The organism is Actinomadura sp. WMMA1423 (genome assembly GCF_006547145.1).
Classification (GTDB): Bacteria; Actinomycetota; Actinomycetes; order Streptosporangiales; family Streptosporangiaceae; genus Spirillospora.
The window spans coordinates 6240283-6259316 of record NZ_CP041244.1 but is presented as its reverse complement, the minus strand read 5'-3'; the positions used below and the strand labels follow the sequence as shown (position 1 = coordinate 6259316).

General features: G+C 72.7%; 17 protein-coding genes. 5 read left to right on the top strand and 12 right to left on the bottom strand.

The window, feature by feature from the left end; all coding sequences use genetic code 11:
• Positions 1–196: 196 nt before the first annotated feature.
• Positions 197–832, top strand: coding sequence for a TetR/AcrR family transcriptional regulator (locus FKD65_RS29065; RefSeq protein ID WP_141580754.1), 636 nt, complete (start codon positions 197–199; stop codon positions 830–832).
• Positions 833–847: 15 nt separating this feature from the next.
• Here the strand turns inward: FKD65_RS29065 and FKD65_RS29060 are convergent, their stop codons facing one another.
• The 3 genes from FKD65_RS29060 to guaB form a co-directional block, all read right to left on the bottom strand.
• Positions 848–2587 carry a glycerol-3-phosphate dehydrogenase/oxidase gene (locus FKD65_RS29060; RefSeq protein ID WP_141580751.1) on the bottom strand — a complete coding sequence of 580 codons (1740 nt, stop codon included), beginning with the start codon at positions 2585–2587 and terminating at the stop codon, positions 848–850.
• Positions 2588–2685: 98 nt separating this feature from the next.
• Complete coding sequence (locus FKD65_RS29055; RefSeq protein WP_141587146.1) at positions 2686–3801, bottom strand: GuaB3 family IMP dehydrogenase-related protein; 1116 nt, start codon at positions 3799–3801, stop codon at positions 2686–2688.
• 83 nt (positions 3802–3884) lie between these two features.
• Entirely contained in the window at positions 3885–5381 is a 1497-nt protein-coding gene (gene guaB / locus FKD65_RS29050) for an IMP dehydrogenase (RefSeq protein WP_141580749.1), read from the bottom strand.
• A 242-nt stretch (positions 5382–5623) separates the two neighbouring features.
• Here guaB and FKD65_RS29045 point away from each other — a divergent pair, with 242 nt between their 5' ends.
• Positions 5624–6013, top strand: coding sequence for a DUF5319 domain-containing protein (locus FKD65_RS29045; protein WP_141580747.1), 390 nt, complete (start codon positions 5624–5626; stop codon positions 6011–6013).
• A gap of 38 nt (positions 6014–6051) precedes the next feature.
• Here the strand turns inward: FKD65_RS29045 and FKD65_RS29040 are convergent, their stop codons facing one another.
• From FKD65_RS29040 to groES, 4 genes are all read right to left on the bottom strand, one after another.
• Positions 6052–6966, bottom strand: coding sequence for a hypothetical protein (locus tag FKD65_RS29040; RefSeq protein ID WP_141580745.1), 915 nt, complete (start codon positions 6964–6966; stop codon positions 6052–6054).
• On the bottom strand, positions 6963–7646 hold the full coding sequence (locus FKD65_RS29035) for a sigma-70 family RNA polymerase sigma factor (protein ID WP_240809650.1): 684 nt from the start codon (positions 7644–7646) through the stop codon (positions 6963–6965). The genes FKD65_RS29040 and FKD65_RS29035 overlap by 4 nt, the downstream gene beginning before the upstream one ends.
• A 228-nt stretch (positions 7647–7874) precedes the next feature.
• Positions 7875–9503: a chaperonin GroEL gene (gene groL, locus FKD65_RS29030; RefSeq protein ID WP_141580742.1), complete on the bottom strand. Its 1629-nt coding sequence runs from the start codon at positions 9501–9503 to the stop codon at positions 7875–7877.
• A gap of 85 nt (positions 9504–9588) precedes the next feature.
• The gene (gene groES / locus FKD65_RS29025; RefSeq protein ID WP_205718926.1) at positions 9589–9900 is read right to left on the bottom strand and encodes a co-chaperone GroES; all 312 of its coding nucleotides are present in this window, start codon (positions 9898–9900) and stop codon (positions 9589–9591) included.
• Positions 9901–10187: 287 nt separating this feature from the next.
• Between groES and FKD65_RS29020 the strand changes: the two genes are divergently transcribed.
• The 3 genes from FKD65_RS29020 to FKD65_RS29010 all read left to right on the top strand — a co-directional run bounded on the left by FKD65_RS29020 (position 10188) and on the right by FKD65_RS29010 (position 14863).
• Entirely contained in the window at positions 10188–11435 is a 1248-nt protein-coding gene (locus FKD65_RS29020; protein ID WP_141580740.1) for an SAM-dependent methyltransferase, read from the top strand.
• Positions 11436–12075: 640 nt separating this feature from the next.
• Positions 12076–13725, top strand: a complete 1650-nt coding sequence (locus tag FKD65_RS29015) for a hypothetical protein (RefSeq protein WP_141580738.1) — start codon at positions 12076–12078, stop codon at positions 13723–13725.
• A gap of 205 nt (positions 13726–13930) precedes the next feature.
• Positions 13931–14863: a phosphotransferase family protein gene (locus FKD65_RS29010; RefSeq protein WP_240809649.1), complete on the top strand. Its 933-nt coding sequence runs from the start codon at positions 13931–13933 to the stop codon at positions 14861–14863.
• 234 nt (positions 14864–15097) lie between these two features.
• Here the strand turns inward: FKD65_RS29010 and tsaD are convergent, their stop codons facing one another.
• The 5 genes from tsaD to tsaE form a co-directional block, all read right to left on the bottom strand.
• A complete protein-coding gene (gene tsaD / locus FKD65_RS29005; RefSeq protein WP_205718281.1) occupies positions 15098–16135 on the bottom strand; it encodes a tRNA (adenosine(37)-N6)-threonylcarbamoyltransferase complex transferase subunit TsaD in 1038 nt (345 codons plus the stop codon).
• Positions 16136–16153: 18 nt separating this feature from the next.
• Positions 16154–16645, bottom strand: a complete 492-nt coding sequence (gene rimI / locus FKD65_RS29000; RefSeq protein WP_302931555.1) for a ribosomal protein S18-alanine N-acetyltransferase — start codon at positions 16643–16645, stop codon at positions 16154–16156.
• The gene (tsaB, locus tag FKD65_RS28995; RefSeq protein WP_141580734.1) at positions 16642–17322 is read right to left on the bottom strand and encodes a tRNA (adenosine(37)-N6)-threonylcarbamoyltransferase complex dimerization subunit type 1 TsaB; all 681 of its coding nucleotides are present in this window, start codon (positions 17320–17322) and stop codon (positions 16642–16644) included. The genes rimI and tsaB overlap by 4 nt, the downstream gene beginning before the upstream one ends.
• A gap of 76 nt (positions 17323–17398) precedes the next feature.
• Positions 17399–18448 carry a hypothetical protein gene (locus tag FKD65_RS45075; RefSeq protein WP_205718280.1) on the bottom strand — a complete coding sequence of 350 codons (1050 nt, stop codon included), beginning with the start codon at positions 18446–18448 and terminating at the stop codon, positions 17399–17401.
• Positions 18449–18575: 127 nt separating this feature from the next.
• A complete protein-coding gene (tsaE, locus tag FKD65_RS28985) occupies positions 18576–19007 on the bottom strand; it encodes a tRNA (adenosine(37)-N6)-threonylcarbamoyltransferase complex ATPase subunit type 1 TsaE (protein WP_141587142.1) in 432 nt (143 codons plus the stop codon).
• Between the last annotated feature and the right edge of the window lie 27 nt (positions 19008–19034).

Sequence of the window (19034 nt, the reverse complement as noted above, 5' to 3'; positions counted from 1 at the left end):
GTAATGCGCTACTTGCAGTGATATGTCCCACTGGCTCCCGCGATCTCCGGTCGCGGCTGACAACCCCCCGCCGAACGGACCGTTCCAAGCCAGAGGGAGTTGTGCAAGTCGGTGACCGACCGCGCCCGCCCGGTGTATCTCCGAAAGCAGGAGGAGAATCTCAGCGCCGCCCGCGGCGCCGTCCGAGGGAGAACCGATGACGCATGCCCGCGGCCACAGCACGCCCGAGGGTGGAGACGAGCACCCCCGGCCGCGCCGCGACCGGCGGGAGCAGACCCGCGCCGCCCTGCTCACCGCCGCCGAGCACCTCTGGGCCGAACGCGGCATCCACGGCGCCTCGCTCGACGACATCGCCGCGGCCGCGGGCCTCACCAAGGGCGCCGTCTACTCCAACTTCGCCGGCAAGACCGACCTGCTGCTCGCCCTGATGGAGCGCATCACCAGCGCCCGCACCCGTACCGACGTCTGCGAGGAGCTCCGAGCCGCCGCCGAGGACCCCGACCCAGGCGGCCGCCCGTCCCGCCGCGACTCTGGCGAGGCGCCCCGCCGCCTCGCCCTGCTCCTGGTCGAGTTCTGGCTCTACGGCATGCGCGACTACGCCGCCGGCTGGCGCATCGCCGACTGGTACGCCGAGCGCCGCGCGGAACTCGCCCGCGAGCTCGCACCCGAGGACGGCGACGCCGCCGACGGCATCGCGCCGGACGACCGCGCCACCCTGACCATGGCCCTCGACTTCGGCCTGGCCTTCCAGCACCTCCTCGATCCCGCCCGGGTCCCCGCCGAGCTCTACAGCACCGGCAAGTCCCTCATGCGAGGCCGCCTCGACCCCTGAGCGGGGCCTCCGGGGTCAGGGGGTGGCGACGGGGACGATCTCGGGGGCGCCGCGGCGGCGGGCGTCGGCCTCCTGGTCGTCCTCCTGGGTCTGGGACGCCCGTTCGGCCTCGACGCGCTTGCGGTAGTACTCGATCTCGCGGTCGCGCTGCTTCTTGGACCAGCCGAGCACGGGGGCGAGGAGGTCGGCGGCCTCCTGGGCGACGCCGACGCCGCGATCCCACGTCTCGATGGAGATGCGGGTGCGGCGGGCCAGGACGTCGTTGAGGTGGCGGGCGCCCTCGTGGGTGGCGGCGTAGACGACCTCGGCGCGCAGGTAGTCGTCGGCGCCGGACAGCGGCTTGCCGAGGTCGGGCTTGTCGGAGATGAGTGCGAGCAGGTCGTCCACGAGCGTCCCGTAGCGGCGCAGGAGGTGCTCGATGCGGGCCACGTGCAGGCCGGAGCGGGCGGCGAGGCGGTGGCGGGCGTTCCACATCGCCTGGAAGCCGTCGCCGCCGACGAGCGGGATCCGGTCGGTGCAGGACTCGGCCACCTTGCCGTCGAGGCCGTGGGCGACCGCGTCGATGGCGTCCTTGGCCATGACCCGGTAGGTCGTGTACTTGCCGCCCGCGACGAGGACGAGCCCGGGGACGGGGTGCGCGACCACGTGCTCGCGGGAGAGCTTGGACGTCTCCTCGGTCTCACCGGTCAGGAGGGGGCGCAGGCCCGCGTAGACGCCCTCCACGTCGTCGTGCGTGAGCGGAGTGGCCAGGACGGAGTTGACGTGGTCCAGCACGTAGTCGATGTCGGCCCGGGACGCCGCCGGGTGGGCCCGATCGAGGTCCCACGCGGTGTCGGTGGTCCCGATGATCCAGTGGCGGCCCCACGGGATCACGAACAGCACCGACTTCTCGGTGCGCAGGATGAGCCCGGTGGACGAGTGGATGCGGTCCTTCGGGACGACCAGGTGGATGCCCTTGGAGGCCTTCACATGGATCTGGCCGCGCCCGCCGACGAGCTCCTGGATGTCGTCGCTCCACACGCCGGTGGCGTTGACGACCTGCTTCGCGCGGACCTCGCTGGTCGTGTTGCCCTCGAGGTCGCGGATGCGCAGGCCGGTGACGCGCTCCCCCTCGCGCAGGAACCCGAGGCACTGGGTCCGCGAGGCGATCTGGGCGCCGAACTCCGCGGCCGTCCGCAGCACGGCCAGGACGTAGCGGGCGTCGTCGACCTGCGCGTCCCAGTACTGGATCGCGCCGGTGAAGGCGTCCTTGCGCAGGGACGGCGCGAGGCGCAGCGCGCCGCGGCGCGTCAGGTGCCGGTGGTGCGGGACGCCGCGCGTGCTGCCCATCTGGAACGACAGGAGGTCGTAGAGGGCCACGCCCGCCCCGAAGTACGCGCGCTCCCACACGCGGTGCGTGGTCGGGAGCAGGAACGGGACGGGCTTCACCAGGTGCGGCGCGATCTGCTGGAGCAGGAGGGCGCGCTCGGTCAGCGCCTCCCGGACGAGGTCGAAGTTGTACTGCTCCAGGTAGCGCAGCCCGCCGTGGATCAGCTTGGAGGAACGCGACGACGTCCCCGAGGCGTAGTCACGGGCCTCGACCACCGCGACCGACAGGCCCCGGGTGGCCGCGTCGAGGGCCGCGCCCGCGCCGACGATCCCGCCGCCGACCACGACGACGTCGAACTCCTCGCGGGCCATGCGGTCCAGGGCCGCCGCCCGCTCGGCCGGGCCGAGCCGAGAGCTTCCAAGGCCGGTCACCGGTGATCCCGTCATCGCGCATCCCCCCAAGCGGTTCGGTTTCCGAACGGTTCCTACCCAAGAGTAAGGACCGGTTCACCCCGAGATGCGACTGAACGAGGGTGGGCTCGCTCTCAGTCCGTGGACTGGCCCGGCGCGACGACGACCTGGACCCGCTGGAACTCCTTCAGCTCGGTGTACCCGGCGGTGGCCATCGAGCGGCGCAGCGCCCCGATCAGGTTCATGGAGCCGTCGGCGACGTGGGACGGGCCGTGCAGGATCTGCTCCATCGACCCGATCGTCCCGAGTTCGAGGCGGGTGCCGCGGGGAACGTCGCCGTGGTGGGCCTCGCTGCCCCAGTGGTAGCCGCGTCCGGGCGCCTCGGTGGAGCGGGCGAACGGGGAGCCGACCATCACGGCGTCGGAGCCGCAGGCGAACGCCTTGGCGATGTCGCCGCTGTTGACCATGCCGCCGTCGGCGATCACGTGCACGTAGCGGCCGCCGGACTCGTCCATGTAGTCGCGGCGGGCGGCGGCCACGTCGGCGACCGCGGTGGCCATGGGTACGGCCACGCCGAGGACGGTCCGCGTGGTGTGCCCGGAGCCGCCGCCGAACCCGACCAGCACGCCGGCCGCGCCGGTGCGCATCAGGTGCAGCGCGGCCGTGTAGGTGGAGCAGCCGCCGACGATCACCGGGACGTCGAGGTCGTAGATGAACTGCTTGAGGTTCAGCGGCTCGGCGCGCCCGGAGACGTGCTCGGCGGACACGGTCGTCCCGCGGATCACGAACAGGTCGACGCCGGCGTCGATGACGGCCTTGTGGAACTGGGCGGTGCGCTGCGGCGACAGCCGCGCCGCGACGGTGACCCCCGCCTCGCGGACCTCCTCGATCCGGCGGCCGATCAGCTCCTCCTTGATCGGCTCGGAGTAGATCTCCTGGAGCCGCTCGGTGGCGCGGACGTCGTCCAGCGAGGCGATCTCGGCGAGCAGCGGCTCGGGGGCCTCGTAGCGCGTCCAGAGCCCTTCGAGGTCGAGGACGGCGAGGCCGCCGAGCCGTCCGACGGCGATCGCGGTGGCGGGGCTGACGACGCTGTCCATCGGCGCGACGACCAGCGGCATCTCGAACCGGTAGGCGTCGATCTGCCAGGCGACGCTGACCTCCTCGGGGTCGCGCGTCCGGCGGGACGGCACGATGCCGATGTCGTCGAAGGCGTACGCCCGGCGACCGCTCTTGCCACGGCCGATCTCCACCTCAGCAGCCACTGCGCCCTTCCTCCACGTGAACGATCTTCCCGCGGTCCGCGGGACCAAGCCCCGGAAGAGCTTACGTCAGGTCACCGACCCTGGTAGTTGGGGGCCTCGACCGTCATCTGGATGTCGTGCGGGTGGCTCTCGCGCAGGCCGGCGACGCTGATGCGCATGAGCTGGCCGCGCTCCTGGAGCTCGGGAACGGTGCGGGTGCCCGCGTACCACATCGACTGGTGGAGCCCGCCGACGAGCTGGTGCGCGACGTTGGCGAGGGGCCCGCGGTAGGGGACCTGGCCCTCGACGCCCTCCGGGATCAGCTTCTCCTCGGCGTTGACGTCGGCCTGGGCGTAGCGGTCCTTGGAGTAGGAGGCGCCGCGCTCGCGGTTGCGCATCGCGCCGAGCGAGCCCATGCCCCGGTACGACTTGTACTGCTTGCCGTGGACGAAGATCAGTTCGCCCGGGGACTCCTCGACGCCCGCGAGCAGGCTGCCGAGCATCACGGTGTCGGCGCCCGCGACCAGGGCCTTGGCGATGTCGCCCGAGTACTGCAGGCCGCCGTCCCCGATCACCGGGACGCCGGCCTCCTTCGCCGCGCGGGACGCCTCGAAGATCGCGGTGATCTGCGGGACGCCGACGCCGGCGACGATGCGGGTCGTGCAGATCGAGCCGGGGCCGACGCCGACCTTGATCGCGTCGGCGCCCGCCTCGATCAGGACCCTGGCGCCCGCCTCGGTCGCCACGTTCCCGCCGACGACCTGGACCGACGAGCCGCCCTTGATCGCGGCGATCGTGTCGGCGACGCCCTTGGAGTGGCCGTGCGCCGTGTCCACGATGATCACGTCGGTGCCGGCCTCGATGAGGGCGCGGGCGCGCAGCAGCGCGTCCTCGCCGACGCCCACGGCCGCGGCGACGAGCAGGCGGCCGTCGGCGTCCTTGGTGGAGTCGGGGTACTGCTCGCTCTTGGTGAAGTCCTTGGTGGTGATCAGGCCCTTGAGGCGGCCGTCGGAGTCGACGAGCGGGAGCTTCTCCACCTTGTTGCCCGCGAGCAGGCGGAACGCGTCCTCGCGGGAGACGTCCACCGGGGCGGTGACGAGCGGCATCGCCGTCATGACCTCGCGGACGGAGCGGGACAGGTCGGTCTCGAAGCGCATGTCCCGGTTGGTCACGATGCCGACGAGGACGCCGCGCACGTCGGTGACCGGGACGCCGGAGATCCGGTAGCGGGCGCACAGCGCCTCGACGTCGGCGAGCGTGGCGTCCGGCAGGCAGGTCACCGGGTTGGTGATCATCCCGGCCTCGGAGCGCTTGACCCGGTCGGCCTCCGCGGCCTGCTCCTCGATCGACATGTTGCGGTGCAGCACGCCGATGCCGCCCTGGCGCGCCATCGCGACCGCCGTGCGGGCCTCGGTCACGGTGTCCATCGCCGCCGAGACGAGCGGGATCCGCAGCGAGATCTCGCGGGTCAGCCGGGTGGTGGTGTCGGCCTCGCCCGGCTGGAGGTCGGAGTAGCCCGGCAGCAGGAGCACGTCGTCGAAGGTGAGGCCCTGCGGGAGGAACTTGTCGGGCGCGGCGGCGGGGTTCATGACAACCTTCCCGTGGTGGTGCGACGTCGGGCCAGGTCACGAGGGACCCTGTCCCCATGGTAGGGGCCTGGGCCCGCGGCGGGACGGGCTTTGCACGCGGCGGTCACGTGGTCTTGATGACATCTCCCAACACGCCGGGCGGTCCTTCCCATTCCCCGGCGCGCACTCACGCTTCGCGGTCGTTCGCGCACTTAAAGGAGCGGGGGTGCACCTCACGGGGCCTCGCGCAGTAGCGTGGGGGTGTGCACGACGATGCTCCGCTCGACCCGTTCGCCGGAGACCCGGAGGATCCGGCGGCGGCGCTCGGCGACCCGGGCGACGAGACCGCTCCGCTCAGCGTGACGGAGCGGGAGGACGTGCTGGCCGACCTCGCCGACCTGGAGGTCTTCCGGGCCCTGCTGGAGCCGCTCGGAGTGCGCGGCCTCACCGTCGACTGCGGCGACTGCGGCAAGCTCCACTACATCGACTGGGAGCTCCTGCACGGCAACCTGCGCCACCTGCTGGACCAGGGCCTCCCCCGCGTGCACGAACCCGCCCTCTCCCCCGACCCTGTCGACTACGTCAGCTGGGAGTACGCCCGCGGCTACGTCGACGGCGTGATCGACAGCGAAGAGGGCCGCGACGAGAACTGACCGGTGCCCCGCCCGCTCTCGGGCGCGTGCCCGGGCGTTCAGTCCTCGGTGGAACGGTCCTGGTATCCGAGCGCGCGTGAACGGGCCATGCGGCGCAGGTCGTCCAGGCGGAGCCGCGGGTCGGAGACCGGCTGCGTCTCGGGCCTGTCGGCCGGATCCGTGGCCATCATCGGGGCCTCCTGCCGGAGCGGGGGACGGCGGGGGATGCGCCGGGGGCCGCCCCTTTCACCGCGCCGCTTGAACGGCCGGTAGTCCTCGCGCCCCTGGCGCGGGTCCGGGTCCGGGTCGCCGGACGGTGTGCGCACCGCGGGACGTTCCGGCGCGGGGCGCGCGGGCGGTCGCGGGCGGTCGAGGACGCCGGCCTCCGTGTCGACCGTCCTGCCGGCCTCCTCCGCCACGCCGGACGCGCTCGGCGCCGGGGACGCGGTGGTGCGTTCGGCGCCTCCGCCGGCGACCGCGACGCCGCTGCTGGCGAGGACGGCGCCGGCGACGCCCAGGGCCACGATGGTGCGCGGCCCGCGGCGGCGCGGGCCGGGGCCCGAGGGCGCGGGCGGGCCGGGGGTGTCGCTCCTCCGGTCGTCGCTCGCCTGGTCGTCGACGTCGACGATCAGCGCGCGCAGGAGCCGCACCGCGGGGTCGCGGTCGTCGGCCCTGCTCTGCTCCGCCGTGTCGGGCTCGCCGTCCCGCCGACCGGGGCGCAGGAGTTCGCCCGGGCCCGCCGCGGCGCCCTCGGCAGGGCCCCCCGCGGAGGGCTCAGCGCCGGCCGCGGTACCGGCAGCGTCCCGCGCCGCCAGCGACTCGATGAGCGCGTCGGTACGGCGCACCGCGGACAGGTCCACCGGCGCGGCGAACGGACGGGACGCCGGTGCCGGGGCCGGGGCGTCGCCGGAAGGCGAAGGCTCCGTCGGATCCGAGGCGCCCCGCAGGCCGGTGTGGGGGCCGCGCTCCGTCAAGCGATCGACTCCTCTCTGGCCATCGCACGAAGCCGGGCCAGAGCCCGGTGCTGCGCGACCCGTACCGCCCCCGCGGACATGCCCAGCACATTCCCCGTCTCCTCCGCCGACAGGCCCGCGACGACCCGCAGCAGCACCAGCTCGCGCTGGTGCTCGGGCAGCCGCATGAGCAGGTCGCGGGCGCGCTGCGCCTCGATGTAGCGGACCACCGTCTCCTCGGGCCCGGGACGGTCGTCCGGACCGTCGGGCAGGTCCTCGGTGGGGACGGCGGCGCGGACCGCGCTGCGCAGCGCGTCCGCGATCTTGTGCGCGGCGATGCCGAAGACGAAGGACGCGAACGGCCGGCCCATGTCCCGGTAGCGGGGCAGGGCCGACAGGACGGCGATGCAGACCTCCTGGGCCACGTCGTCGGCGATGTGGTACTGCCCGGAGACCCGTCCGAGCCGCGCGCGGCAGTACCGGACGATCATGGGACGCACCTCGGCGATGAGGACCTCGATGGCGCCCGGGTCGCCCTGGACCGCGAGATGGGTCAGCTCCTTGAGGTCGCCGTCGCCGGCGTCAGCGGCGCGCAGCGCCCGCGTCCCGCGGCCGACGGCGCCGGGGTGGGGAGGGGCGGGCCCACTCGAGGGTTCGACAGCGCGCGCGGTCATGGTCCCGGCGAAGCTTCCCTCGGTCACGTCAAGCATGATGCCCAGCACCCCCGGGCGTGTCTCCACTGTCCTCTACAACGGAATGGTCACAGTGCGGGAGCGAACCTGGAGTTACTACGCGTCGTGGTCACTTCGCTGCCGCGTGTCGCGAAACTTTCGGCTCTTCTCGCCTGGACGCGGCGAGACCCCCGCCCGGATCGGACGGGGGTCTCGCCTACGCTCCCGGACGGGACGAGCCCGCCCGGTCTGCCGATCTCAGTGGCCGTGACCGTGGCCGTGCCCGTGACCGCCGCCGGCGGCCTCCTCGGGCTCCTCCGGCTTGTCGACCACGAGCGCCTCGGTGGTGAGCAGCATGCCCGCGATGGAGGCGGCGTTGGTGACCGCCGAGCGGGTGACCTTCACCGGGTCGATGACGCCCTGGGCGATCAGGTCGCCGTACTCGCCGGTGGCGGCGTTGTAGCCGTGTCCGGCCTGCAGCTCCTGCACCTTGGAGACGACGACGTAGCCCTCCTGGCCGGCGTTCTCGGAGATCCAGCGCAGCGGCTCGGGCAGCGCGCGGCGCACGGCCTCGGCACCGGTGGCCTCGTCGCCGGACAGCCCGAGGGCGCCGAAGCCCTCCTTGGCGACGTGCACCAGGGCGCTGCCGCCGCCGGAGACGATGCCCTCCTCGATCGCCGCGCGGGTCGCCGAGATGGCGTCCTCCAGGCGGTGCTTCTTCTCCTTCAGCTCCACCTCGGTGGCGGCGCCGACGCGCAGCACGCAGACGCCGCCGGCCAGCTTGGCCAGGCGCTCCTGCAGCTTCTCGCGGTCCCAGTCGGAGTCGCTGTTCTCGATCTCCACCTTGATCTGGTTGATCCGCGCGGTCACCTCGTCGGCCGAGCCCTCGCCGTCGACGATGGTGGTGGCGTCCTTGGTGACGGTGATCCGGCGGGCGCGGCCGAGGTCCTCCAGCCCGATCGAGTCGAGCTTGAGGCCGATCGCCTCGCTGACGACCTGGCCGCCGGTCAGGGTGGCCATGTCGCCGAGCATCGCCTTGCGGCGGTCGCCGAAGCCGGGCGCCTTGACCGCGACGGACAGGAAGGTGCCGCGGATCTTGTTGGCGACGAGCAGCGCCAGGGCCTCGCCCTCGACGTCCTCGGCCACCACGAGAAGCGGCTTCTTGGTCTGCGCGACCTTCTCGGCCAGCGGCAGGAACTCCTGCACGTTGGAGATCTTGCCGTCCACGATGAGCACGTAGGCGTCCTCCAGGACGGCCTCCATGCGCTCGTGGTCGGTGACCATGTGCGGCGACAGGTAGCCCTTGTCGAACTGGAGGCCCTCGGTGAACTCCAGCTCGAGGCCCATGGTGTGGGCCTCCTCGACGGTGATGACGCCGTCCTTGCCGACCTTCTCGAACGCCTCGGCGATCAGCTCGCCGATCTGCGGGTCCTGGGCGGAGATGGTCGCGACGTGCGCGATCTCGCCCTTCTCCTCGACCTCGCGGGCCGACTTCAGCAGCTGGTCGGACACGTACTGGGCGGCCGCGTCGATGCCGCGCTTGAGCGCGAGCGGCGACGCGCCGGCCGCCACGTTGCGGGTGCCCTCCCGGACCAGCGCCTGCGCGAGGACGGTCGCCGTGGTGGTGCCGTCGCCCGCGATGTCGTTGGTCTTGGTCGCCACTTCCTTGGCGAGCTGGGCCCCGAGGTTCTCGTAGGGGTCCTCCAGCTCCACCTCGCGGGCGATGGTGACGCCGTCGTTGGTGATCGTCGGCGCGCCGAACTTCTTGTCGATGACGACGTTGCGGCCGCGCGGGCCGATCGTCACCTTGACGGCGTCCGCGAGAGCGTTGACGCCGCGCTCAAGAGCCCGGCGAGCGTCCTCCTCGAACTCCAGGATCTTCGCCATGCGGATACTCCTCTTTCACGCGATCCGCCCCGGCGGGCCGCCCGAAGGCGGCGCCGACCGGGGCGGGTGCATCACGTCTCGGTGATTACTTCTCGATGACCGCGAGCACGTCGCGGGCCGAGAGGACGAGGTAGTCCTCGCCGTTGTACTTGACCTCGGTGCCGCCGTACTTGCTGTAGAGCACGACCTCGCCGACCTTGACGTCGACGGGGACGCGCTCGCCCTTGTCGTCGACGCGACCCGGGCCAACGGCAAGGACGGTGCCCTCCTGGGGCTTCTCCTTGGCGGTGTCCGGAATCACCAGGCCCGACGCGGTGGTGGTCTCGGCCTCAAGCGGCTGGACGACGATGCGGTCCTCAAGCGGCTTGAGAACAACCTTGGTGGCGGTCGTCACGATCTGACCTCCCCTTCGATTGGTCCTCGGCCGGCCATGGATGACCGACCAGCACATGTGACAGAAGAGGCGACCCTGGACCGGCCTGCCGTCGCGGGTGCCAGACCGACCTTCGTCGCTGTGGTTGGCACTCTACCCTTGAGAGTGCCAGTCGTGACACTATTCCGTGCCCGTTACCCCGTCAACACGGAGCCGGCGCGGGGGCCGGCACCGTCACCATCCGGTCCGGCGGCCGTCTCCGGGCGTTCACCCGGCTCCGGCTCCCGTCCTCTGCCGCTAACTTCCACCCTATGGACATCGCGTCGTTCCGGGCCCTGCGCACCCCCTCCGGCCAGGCGCTCCTCGACGAGGCGGCCGCGTCGGACGTGAGCGAGGACGGCCTGCTCGCCACGGCGTCGCGGCTGCGCGAGCGGCACGCCCCCTCGCTCGTGGCCGCCGCGCTGACGCAGGTGCGGTTGAGAGTGCGCGCCCGGGCCAAGTTCGCGGCGGACGCCGACCGCATGTACTTCACTCAGGCGGGGCTTGAGCAGGCCACCCGCGCGAGTGTGGCGGCCTATCGCGCCCGCAGGTTCGAGGCCCGGCTTCCCGGCGCGCGTGTGCTGGAACTGGGGTGCGGGATCGGGGCGGACCTCATCGCCCGAGCGCGCGCGGGCCTCGCCGGTGAGGGCGTGGAGCTGGACCCGTTGACGGCCGAGGTGGCCCGGGCCAACTTGGCCGCTCTCGGCCTTGACGGTCTCGCCTCCGTGCGGGTCGGGGACGCGACCGAGGAGGACCCGTCCGGGTTCGACGCGGTCTTCGCCGACCCCGGGCGCCGTACGGCGCGGGGCCGGGTCTTCGATCCCCGCTCCTACGAGCCGCCGTTCGACATCGTCCTGGGCATGGCCCGCCGGGTGCCCGCGGCCTGCCTGAAGGTCGCACCCGGCATTCCCCACGAGGCCGTGCCGGACGACGCCGAAGCCGAGTGGATCTCGGTCGGGGGCGACGTCAAGGAGGCCGTCATCTGGCTGGGCGGTCTGGCCGGCGAGGCCCGCCGGCGGGCCACCCTCCTCCCGTCCGACACCCGTCTCCCCGATGCGGAGCCCTCCCAGGGGACAGAGCTGTGGACGTTGACTCCCCGCGGGTCGGGCGAGCCGGACGTGCGCGCATGGGGCCGGTACCTGTACGAGCCTGACGGCGCCGTGATCCGGGCCCATCTGGTCGGCGAGGTCGCGGATCTGGTCGGCGGCGGCCTGGCGGACCCCCGCATCGCCTACGTCACGTCCGACGAGCTGCGCCCGACGCCCTTCGCCTCCGCCTACGAGATAGAGGACGTGCTGCCCTTCTCCGTGAAGCGGCTGCGAGCCGAGTTGCGCCGCCGCGAGGTCGGGGTGCTGACCGTCAAGAAGCGCGGTTCGGCCGTCGACGTGGACCGGCTCCGCCGCGACCTCGGCTTCGGCGGGCGCCGGTCCGGACGCGGCGCCAAGGAGCTGACCCTCGTGGCGACCCGCGTGGGGAGCGACCCCGTCGCGCTGCTGGCGCACCCCGTCGCCGGGGCCTGACCCGCCGGGACGGGCGCCGCCCGGCAACCCTGCCCAAAGATCTTCCGCGCGGCGGCGCAACGCCAAGCGGGGCGGGGCGACGCGCCACGGCGGCGCAAATCATCGAGGCTTTCCGGCATCGGCCGCACCAGGGATTGCGGCCGCCCGGCAACGGCGCGACGCGGCCCGGGAAATCGGTCCGGCGAGGCCGGGCGGCCCGAGAACACCAAGGGAGGTTCAGCGGCCGGGCCATCGGTCCCCCCGAAGCCGTCCCGAAAAGGCCCGGCGCCTGTTGCGGCGCGTCACGTCCGCCTCACACGCGTCGGGCGGGCGTGGCAGGCCGCGGGGCTCGGGAACTGCCGATGTTGGGCGAGATGTACTGACAGAACGCCACCCCGAACGCCGGAACCGTCCCGCACCGCAGCCTGCCGCGCACCTCACCTCTCCCAATAAAAGGGGCGAGGGATCGCAAACCGGGAGTCCTTCAATGCACCCGGCTTTTCTCACTACTCGCATTAGCCGGATAACAGGCGCATTCCGCAGAACTCGCAATCTTCTCTGCTACCCGTTTTGGCCGCCCTCTACACGCACTACAGTGGCCACTCCAGAGATTCATTTGCCGTGCGTCATTTCGTCGCGCCGGCACACGAAGGAGCATCGGGTGGAAACGAATCACAACTTCCTGCAGACAGGGGGTCAACCGGTCTCGGACCGGATGCGGGAGTTGCTCGCCCGGGCGGCGCAGGACCACGTCTACGAACAGCGCTCACAGGGTCAGGTCCTGGACGAGATCCGCCAGCGTCTGGAAGGCATGGAGTGGCTGCTCCGCGAGGTCCGCGAGCGGGAGCTCAACGGGCTGACCGGGCAGCTCGAGAGCGTCCGCGGGCAGGTCGACGAACTGTCCGGCAAGCCCCCCGAATGGGCCGAGGGCCTGGCCGAGCACATCGAGGCGTTCGGCGAGCGGGTCAAACCCGTGGCCGAGCTGCCCGCGCTGTGGGCCGACGTCGGCGTGGTGGCCGAGAACGTCGACGAGGGACTGACCCGCATCCAGGCGGTCCTCGACTCGGCGCAGCAGATCACCGACGCCACGCAGCAGGCGTCCCAGCGCATGGACGAGATGACCAAGCGGCTCGACAAGCTCCAGGGCAGCATGGAGGCCGCGTCCGTCCGCTTCAACCGGCTCGACAAGTCGCTCGCGGAGCTCGGCCACCGGTCCGAGCGGCTGGAACACTCGATCAACGGGGTCACGGCACGGGTCGACCAGGCGCTCGGCGAGATGGCCGAGCGGATGGAGCAGGGCCTCGAGGCGGTCAGCGGCCGGGTCGAGGGCGTCGGCGGCCGGCTCGACGGCCTCGACGGCCGGCTGGACGGCGTCGACGGCCGCCTCGAAGGGCTGTCGGGCAAGTTGGAGGGCCTGGACGGCCGGTTCGAGGGCCTCGACGGCCGCCTCGACGGGGTCGGCGAGCGGATCAGCCGGCTGCCCGCCACGCTGGGGATCGCCGAGGTGCACCGGGCGCTGACCGATCTCGCGCAGCGCCCGGACGCCGAGTACGGCGACCGGTTCGACGCGCTGGAGAAGCACCTCGCCGAGGCCGTCGACCCGCTGGTCGAGGAGCTGCGCGCCCGGCCCGACCGCGACGAGGTCAAGGCCACCATGTCGCAGATCGCCGAGACCGCATACAGCGACGTCGCCAAGCGCATGGACGAGTTCTCCCGCCGGTTCGAGGACGTGCACCACGACGTCCGCAAGCGCATCGAGGGCATCCACGAGGAGGTCGCCAAGCGGGTCGACGGCGCGCTGGAGGAGTTCACCGCCCAGGTGGACGTCGTCTCCCGCCGCGTCGAGTCCGTGCACGCCGACGTGGCCAAGCAGGTCCAGTCCGTGCACAGCGAGGTGTCGCGGCAGGTCAGCGGCGTCCACCACGACTTCGGCAAGCGGATCGGCGACATCCACGACGACGTCACCCGGCAGGTCGGCACCATCCACGACGACGTCGCCAAGCAGGTCGGCCACATGCAGGAGGACGTCGCCCGCCAGGTCGGCGGCGTCCAGGCGGAGTTCGCGCGGCGGGTGGAGAGCATGCAGGACGAGGCCGCGCGGCGCGCCGACGCCGCCCAGGCCGACGTCGCCAAGCGCTTCTCCCACGTCGAGGACGAGGTCGGCCGGAAGGTCGACGGCGTCCACGACGACGTCGCCAAGCAGGTCAACGCGGTGCACGAGGACGTGCTGAAGCGGCTGTCCACCCTGGAGGAGACGATGCTCGCGCTCGCCGAGGCGCTGCTGCGTCCCCGCCGCGAGGCCAAGGACTGACAAGGGAGACGAAGGCGTCCGGGTGGGGCCGGCGCGGGCCCCACCCGGCACTCATGTACCTCCCGGTATCCGCGGCGTTTGTCCGAGAACCGCCGGAACGACCGGACATGCTTCCTTCATGTCACCCTCGTGACGTGCGTTTTGTTACTTTCCGTCTTCGCAAAATCACTCCCGATACCGTTCGGAATCCGTTTTCATGGATCAGGTGACCCACACACCGGCTCCCTGCCTGCCGACCGGCGTCCCGCCCGGGCACACCACCCTGCGCTGGGTGGAGGAGTGCCTCGGCAAGGGCGCCGAGGTCCGCATGGTGCGGCCCCTCGCCGGCGGCACCGCCCACGCCAACCACGCCCTCCTCGTCGAGAGCCGCTCCGGCGAGGCGCACCACCTCGTCCTGCGCCGCTGGACCAATCGCGAGGCCGCCCCCGCCCGCCGCGGCTACGGCGACGCCGAGTTCTCCCCCGAGCGCGAGATCGCGGCGCTCGCGCTCCTGGCCGGATGCAAGATCCCCACGCCGTCGCTGGTAGCCGCCGACCCGTCCGGCGCCTACTGCGACGTTCCCGCCCTGCTCATCACCCGGCTCAGGGGCCACCCGCCGCGCCCCTCCCAGGACGACCTGCCCGAGTACCTGATCCAGCTGGCCGCCGCGCTGCTGTCGGTGCACGAGCTGAACGGCGCGTCCACCATGCCGCCGTACGTCCCGCACAACCGGCTCGACGTGCGGCTCCCGCCCAAGCACGCGCTGCGTCCCGAGCTGTGGGAACGCGCCTTCGAGGTGGCCGCCCGGCCCGCCCCGGAGGCGCCCGCCCGGTTCGTCCACCGCGACTACCACGCCGACAACACGCTGTGGTCCTACGGCAGGCTCACCGGCATCGTCGACTGGTCGGACGCCTCGTCCGGTCCCGTCTCCGTCGACATCGCCTGCATGCGCCGCGGCCTGGCGCTGCGCTACGGCGCGTCCGTCGCCGACCGGTTCCTGTGCTCCTTCGACCAGGTCTCCGGCGGCCACGCGCACGACCCGTACTGGGACGTCCGCAGCGTCCTCGACCTGCTCCCCGAGGACGACAACCGCATGATCGACGAACCCCAGGTCCCCCTCTACGAGGACTACCTGGCCGGCCTCCTCGCCCAGTGCTGAGACAGACCCACAGCTAAGCCCCGCCCCAACGCCCCAGCCCCGCCTCCAGCGGCACGTCCGGCCCTACGCCGGGCCATACGAGGCGAGCCCGGCGCCGAGGCCCCGCCGTGGCAGCGCAGGCCCCGCCTCCGACTGCACGTCCCGCCTGTTGAGGCGGGCACGGCGGCACTGAGGCGCCGGCCTTGCGGAGCGGCGGCGCGTCCGGGGTTCGCGCCGGGGCGCCGGGGGGCCCGTTCAGGGCAGGGTGACGGCCTCGATGGGGAGGCTGGAGTCGGCGGGCAGTTCCAGGTCGGACGGGCCGATGCCGGAGGCGACCAGCTCCGAGCCCAGGGCCGCGACCATGGCGCCGTTGTCGGTGCACAGCTTCGGGCGCGGGACGCGCAGGCGGACGCCGGCCGCCGAGCAGCGCTCCGCCGCGAGGGCGCGCAGCCGCGAGTTGGCCGCGACGCCGCCGCCGATCAGCAGGTCGTCGACGCCGTTGTCCTTGCAGACCTTCAGCGCCTTCTGCGTCAGGACGTCCACGACGGCCTCCTGGAAGGACGCCGCGACGTCGGCGACCGGGACGGGCTCGCCCGCGCGCTCCTTCGCCTCCACCCAGCGCGCCACGGCGGTCTTCAGGCCGGAGAACGAGAAGTCGTAGGTGCCGTCGTTGTACTTGCCGCGCGGGAACGCGATCGCGGCCGGGTCGCCCTCGCGGGCCATGCGGTCGATGACGGGGCCGCCGGGGAATCCGAGGTCGAGGACGCGGGCGACCTTGTCGAACGCCTCGCCCGCCGCGTCGTCCACCGTGCTGCCCAGGGGCCGGACGTCGCCCGCCACGTCCGGCACCAGCAGCAGGGAGGAGTGCCCGCCCGACACCAGCATCGCCACGCACGGCTTCGGCAGCGGACCGTGTTCGAGCTGGTCGACGCACACGTGCGCGGCGAGGTGGTTGACGCCGTAGAGCGGCTTGCCGAGCGACAGCGCGTACGCCTTGGCCGCGGCGACGCCGACCATCAGCGCCCCCGGCAGGCCCGGGCCCGCGGTCACCGCGAACGCGTCCACGTCGGTGAACGCCACCCCGGCGTCCGCCAGGGCGCGCTCGACGGTCGGCCCCATCGCCTCCAGGTGCGCCCGCGACGCGACCTCCGGAACGACGCCACCGAACCGGGCGTGCTGGTCCACGCTGGAGGCGATCGCGTCCGCCAGCAGCGTGTGCCCGCGCACGATCCCGACCCCGGTCTCGTCGCAGGAGGTCTCGATCCCGAGCACCAGTGGCTCGTCCCGAATCACGTGAGTCTCCCTACCGGCTCATTCGGCCCTGTTGAAGCCCACGGGAGGACGGTCGCGCAGCTTGCGGCACATGACGATCGCGTCCACGTCCGAGGGCTGGTAGTAGCGTTTGCGGATGCCGACCCGCTCGAAGCCGAACCGCTCGTAGAGGCGGTGGGCGGCGTCGTTGTCGGCGCGGACCTCCAGGAACACCGCTTCGCTCCCCCGCCGGACGGCCTCTTCCAGCAGGGCGGTGAGCAGCTTCGCGCCGATGCCGCCCTTGCGCCGGTCCGCGCGCACCCCGATGGTCTGCACGTCGGCCTGCCCGCCCGCCGCGGCGAGGCCCGCGTAGCCGACGATCTCCCCGCCGGGCGCCTCCGCGACGACGTAGTGCCGGGTGCGGGGCTGGTCGGCGAGCTCGGCGGCCAGCATCGCCTCGCTCCAGGTGTCCTCGGGGAAGAGCACCCGGTCCAGCAGGTGGACCGCCGGGAGGTCCGCGCTGGTCATGGGCCGCAGGACGATGTCGCTCACGCCGGCGTCACCTTCTTGCGGGGGCCCGGCTCCCTGGCGTCCGGCCGGCGCAGGTAGAGGGGCTCCGGCGCCACGAGCTCGGGGCCCTTCAGGCCCGACAGCCGCGCGACGACCAGCTCGGCGAGGGCCCCGGCGGTGGGCAGCAGCGGCTCGTGCCCGGAGCTTCCGAGGACCTCCGGGTACAGGGCCGCACCCTCGCCCACGACGGGCAGCCCCTCGGGCGCGCCTTCCAGGACGTCCGCCGCCGGGCCCACGGCCGGCTCGGTGGCCCGGAAGCGCGCCGAGTCGTAACGCGCCCAGTAGACCTCCTTGCGGCGGGCATCGGTGGCGACGGCGAACGGGCCGTCCCGCCGGGTGGCCCAGGCGATGACGTCGAGCGTGCAGACACCGTGCACGGGGACGCTGAGGGCCTCGCCCATGGCGCGCGCGGTGACGAGCCCGACCCGCAGCCCCGTGTAGGGCCCCGGACCGACGCCGACGGCGATAGCGCTGAGGTCGCTCGGTGCCGCCCCCGCCTCCGCCATCACCTCCGCGATGGAGGGGGTGAGCAGCTCGGTGTGGCGCCGCCGGTCGACGGCCTCAGCCAGGCCGCGCGGCACCGTGCCCTCGCCGGGGGTCCACTCGTACAGCGCCACGGTGATCGCGGCGGTCGCGGTATCGAAAGCCAAGACCAGCACGGGTTGTAAGCCTACCGGCCGCCGGCCGGAGGTCGCTCGGCTCCGGCCCGGGCGGGCCCGGCGGGCAAGGCCGGGTTCAGCGCTGGGACAGGGCGGTCGCCACGGCCTTGGTGACCTCGGTGGCGCCGCCGGTCGCGGCGTCCGAGGACAGCGGGTCGCCCTTGTTCGAACCCGAGTAGTGGACGGTGACGAGGACGTTGGCGACCCGGACGTTGCCGATGGCTTCGCCGGCGCCCTGGCCCTTGTCCACGCTGTAGACGACGTAGCCCTCGTCGCCGACGTCGGTGAGCCGGCGCTTGTCGGTGAGCTTCTGCCCGGCCAGCAGGGCCTTGCCCGACTCGTCGGCGGTCCGCTCGGTCACGAACGTCTTGCGGGCGGCGTCGGTGGGCGACGCTCCGGCCGACCCGGCGATCGCGCGCAGCTCGATGGTGAGCTGCCGCCGCCTGTCGCCCGCGTAGGCGCCCCACACGCACTGGTTCTGCTGGTCGTCGCCCTGGTAGTTGTCGGCCTCGGTGCGCTCGGAGTCGGGCGCCAGGCGCCCGATCAGGTCGTCGCCGACGATCGTGCAGGAGTCGGGGACGGCCGCGCGCTCCCCCTTGGACATCGGGGAGTTCTCGGTGGCGCCGCTGCCGACGACCTGCCCGGTGCTCTTCTCCCCGCTCGCCCCGACGCCGCTCAGGACGGCGAACACCGCGAGCCCGCAGACGGCGATACCGGCGGCGGCACCGCCGAGGATGACGGCCCAGCGCCGTCCGGCGCGGCGATCGCGCGCCACCCGGTGGCTGCCGGTGCGGTAGCCGCCGCTCCCGCCGCGGTGGGGACCGCCGCCGGACCGGTAGCCGCCGCTTTCGGTGCGGTAGCCGCCGCTCTCGGTCCGGTACCCGCCGCTCTCCTCGCCGCGGTATCCACCGGCGTCCGAGCGGTAGCCGCCGCTACCGGTCTGGTACGGGCCCGTCTCGCGCTGGTACGGACCGCTCCCCGGCCGTCCCGAGGAGTACCGCTCGTACGCGTCTCCGCCCGCGCCGTATCCACCGCCGTCCGGCCGGTAACCGCCGCTTGATCCCTGGCCACCGCCCGAATCGCGGTAGCTGTCGCGGGGATTCCCGCTGCGATGGCTACCACTCACCGGTTCCCACTCCCGTTGGAAATCGATATGTCGCGAAGGTGAGGCTTGTTCCGGCAAAGAGTACGACATCAAGCCAGAAAAAGGACCAGTCGGCCCGGCAAAATCCGTAGAAGTTGCCAGTCCCGCATCATCCGGGGGCGAGTTCGAGGCCGGACCAGCGCTCACCGACCCCGACGATCCTTACTTCGCGCTCCTCGCCGGGTCCGTCCCCGCGAGAAATGATCACTTCCAGCCGGTCCTCGGCCAGTCCTTCGGCGAGTCCTTCTCCCCATTCCACGATCGTCACCGATTCCGCGACCGACGCGTCGAGATCGAGATCGTCCAGCTCCGCGAAACCGCCGAGGCGATACGCGTCCACGTGCACCAGGGACGGACCGCCCGCGAGCGACGGATGCACCCGCGCGATGACGAAGGTGGGCGAGGTGATCGGGCCGCGCACCTTCAGGCCCTCGCCGATGCCCTGCGTGAGCGTCGTCTTGCCCGCGCCGAGGTGGCCCGTCATCACGAGCAGGTCGCCCGCCCGGAGCATCCCGGCCAGGCGCAGCCCGAGCTCGCGCATGTCCTCGGCGGTCGGGACGGTGACGGT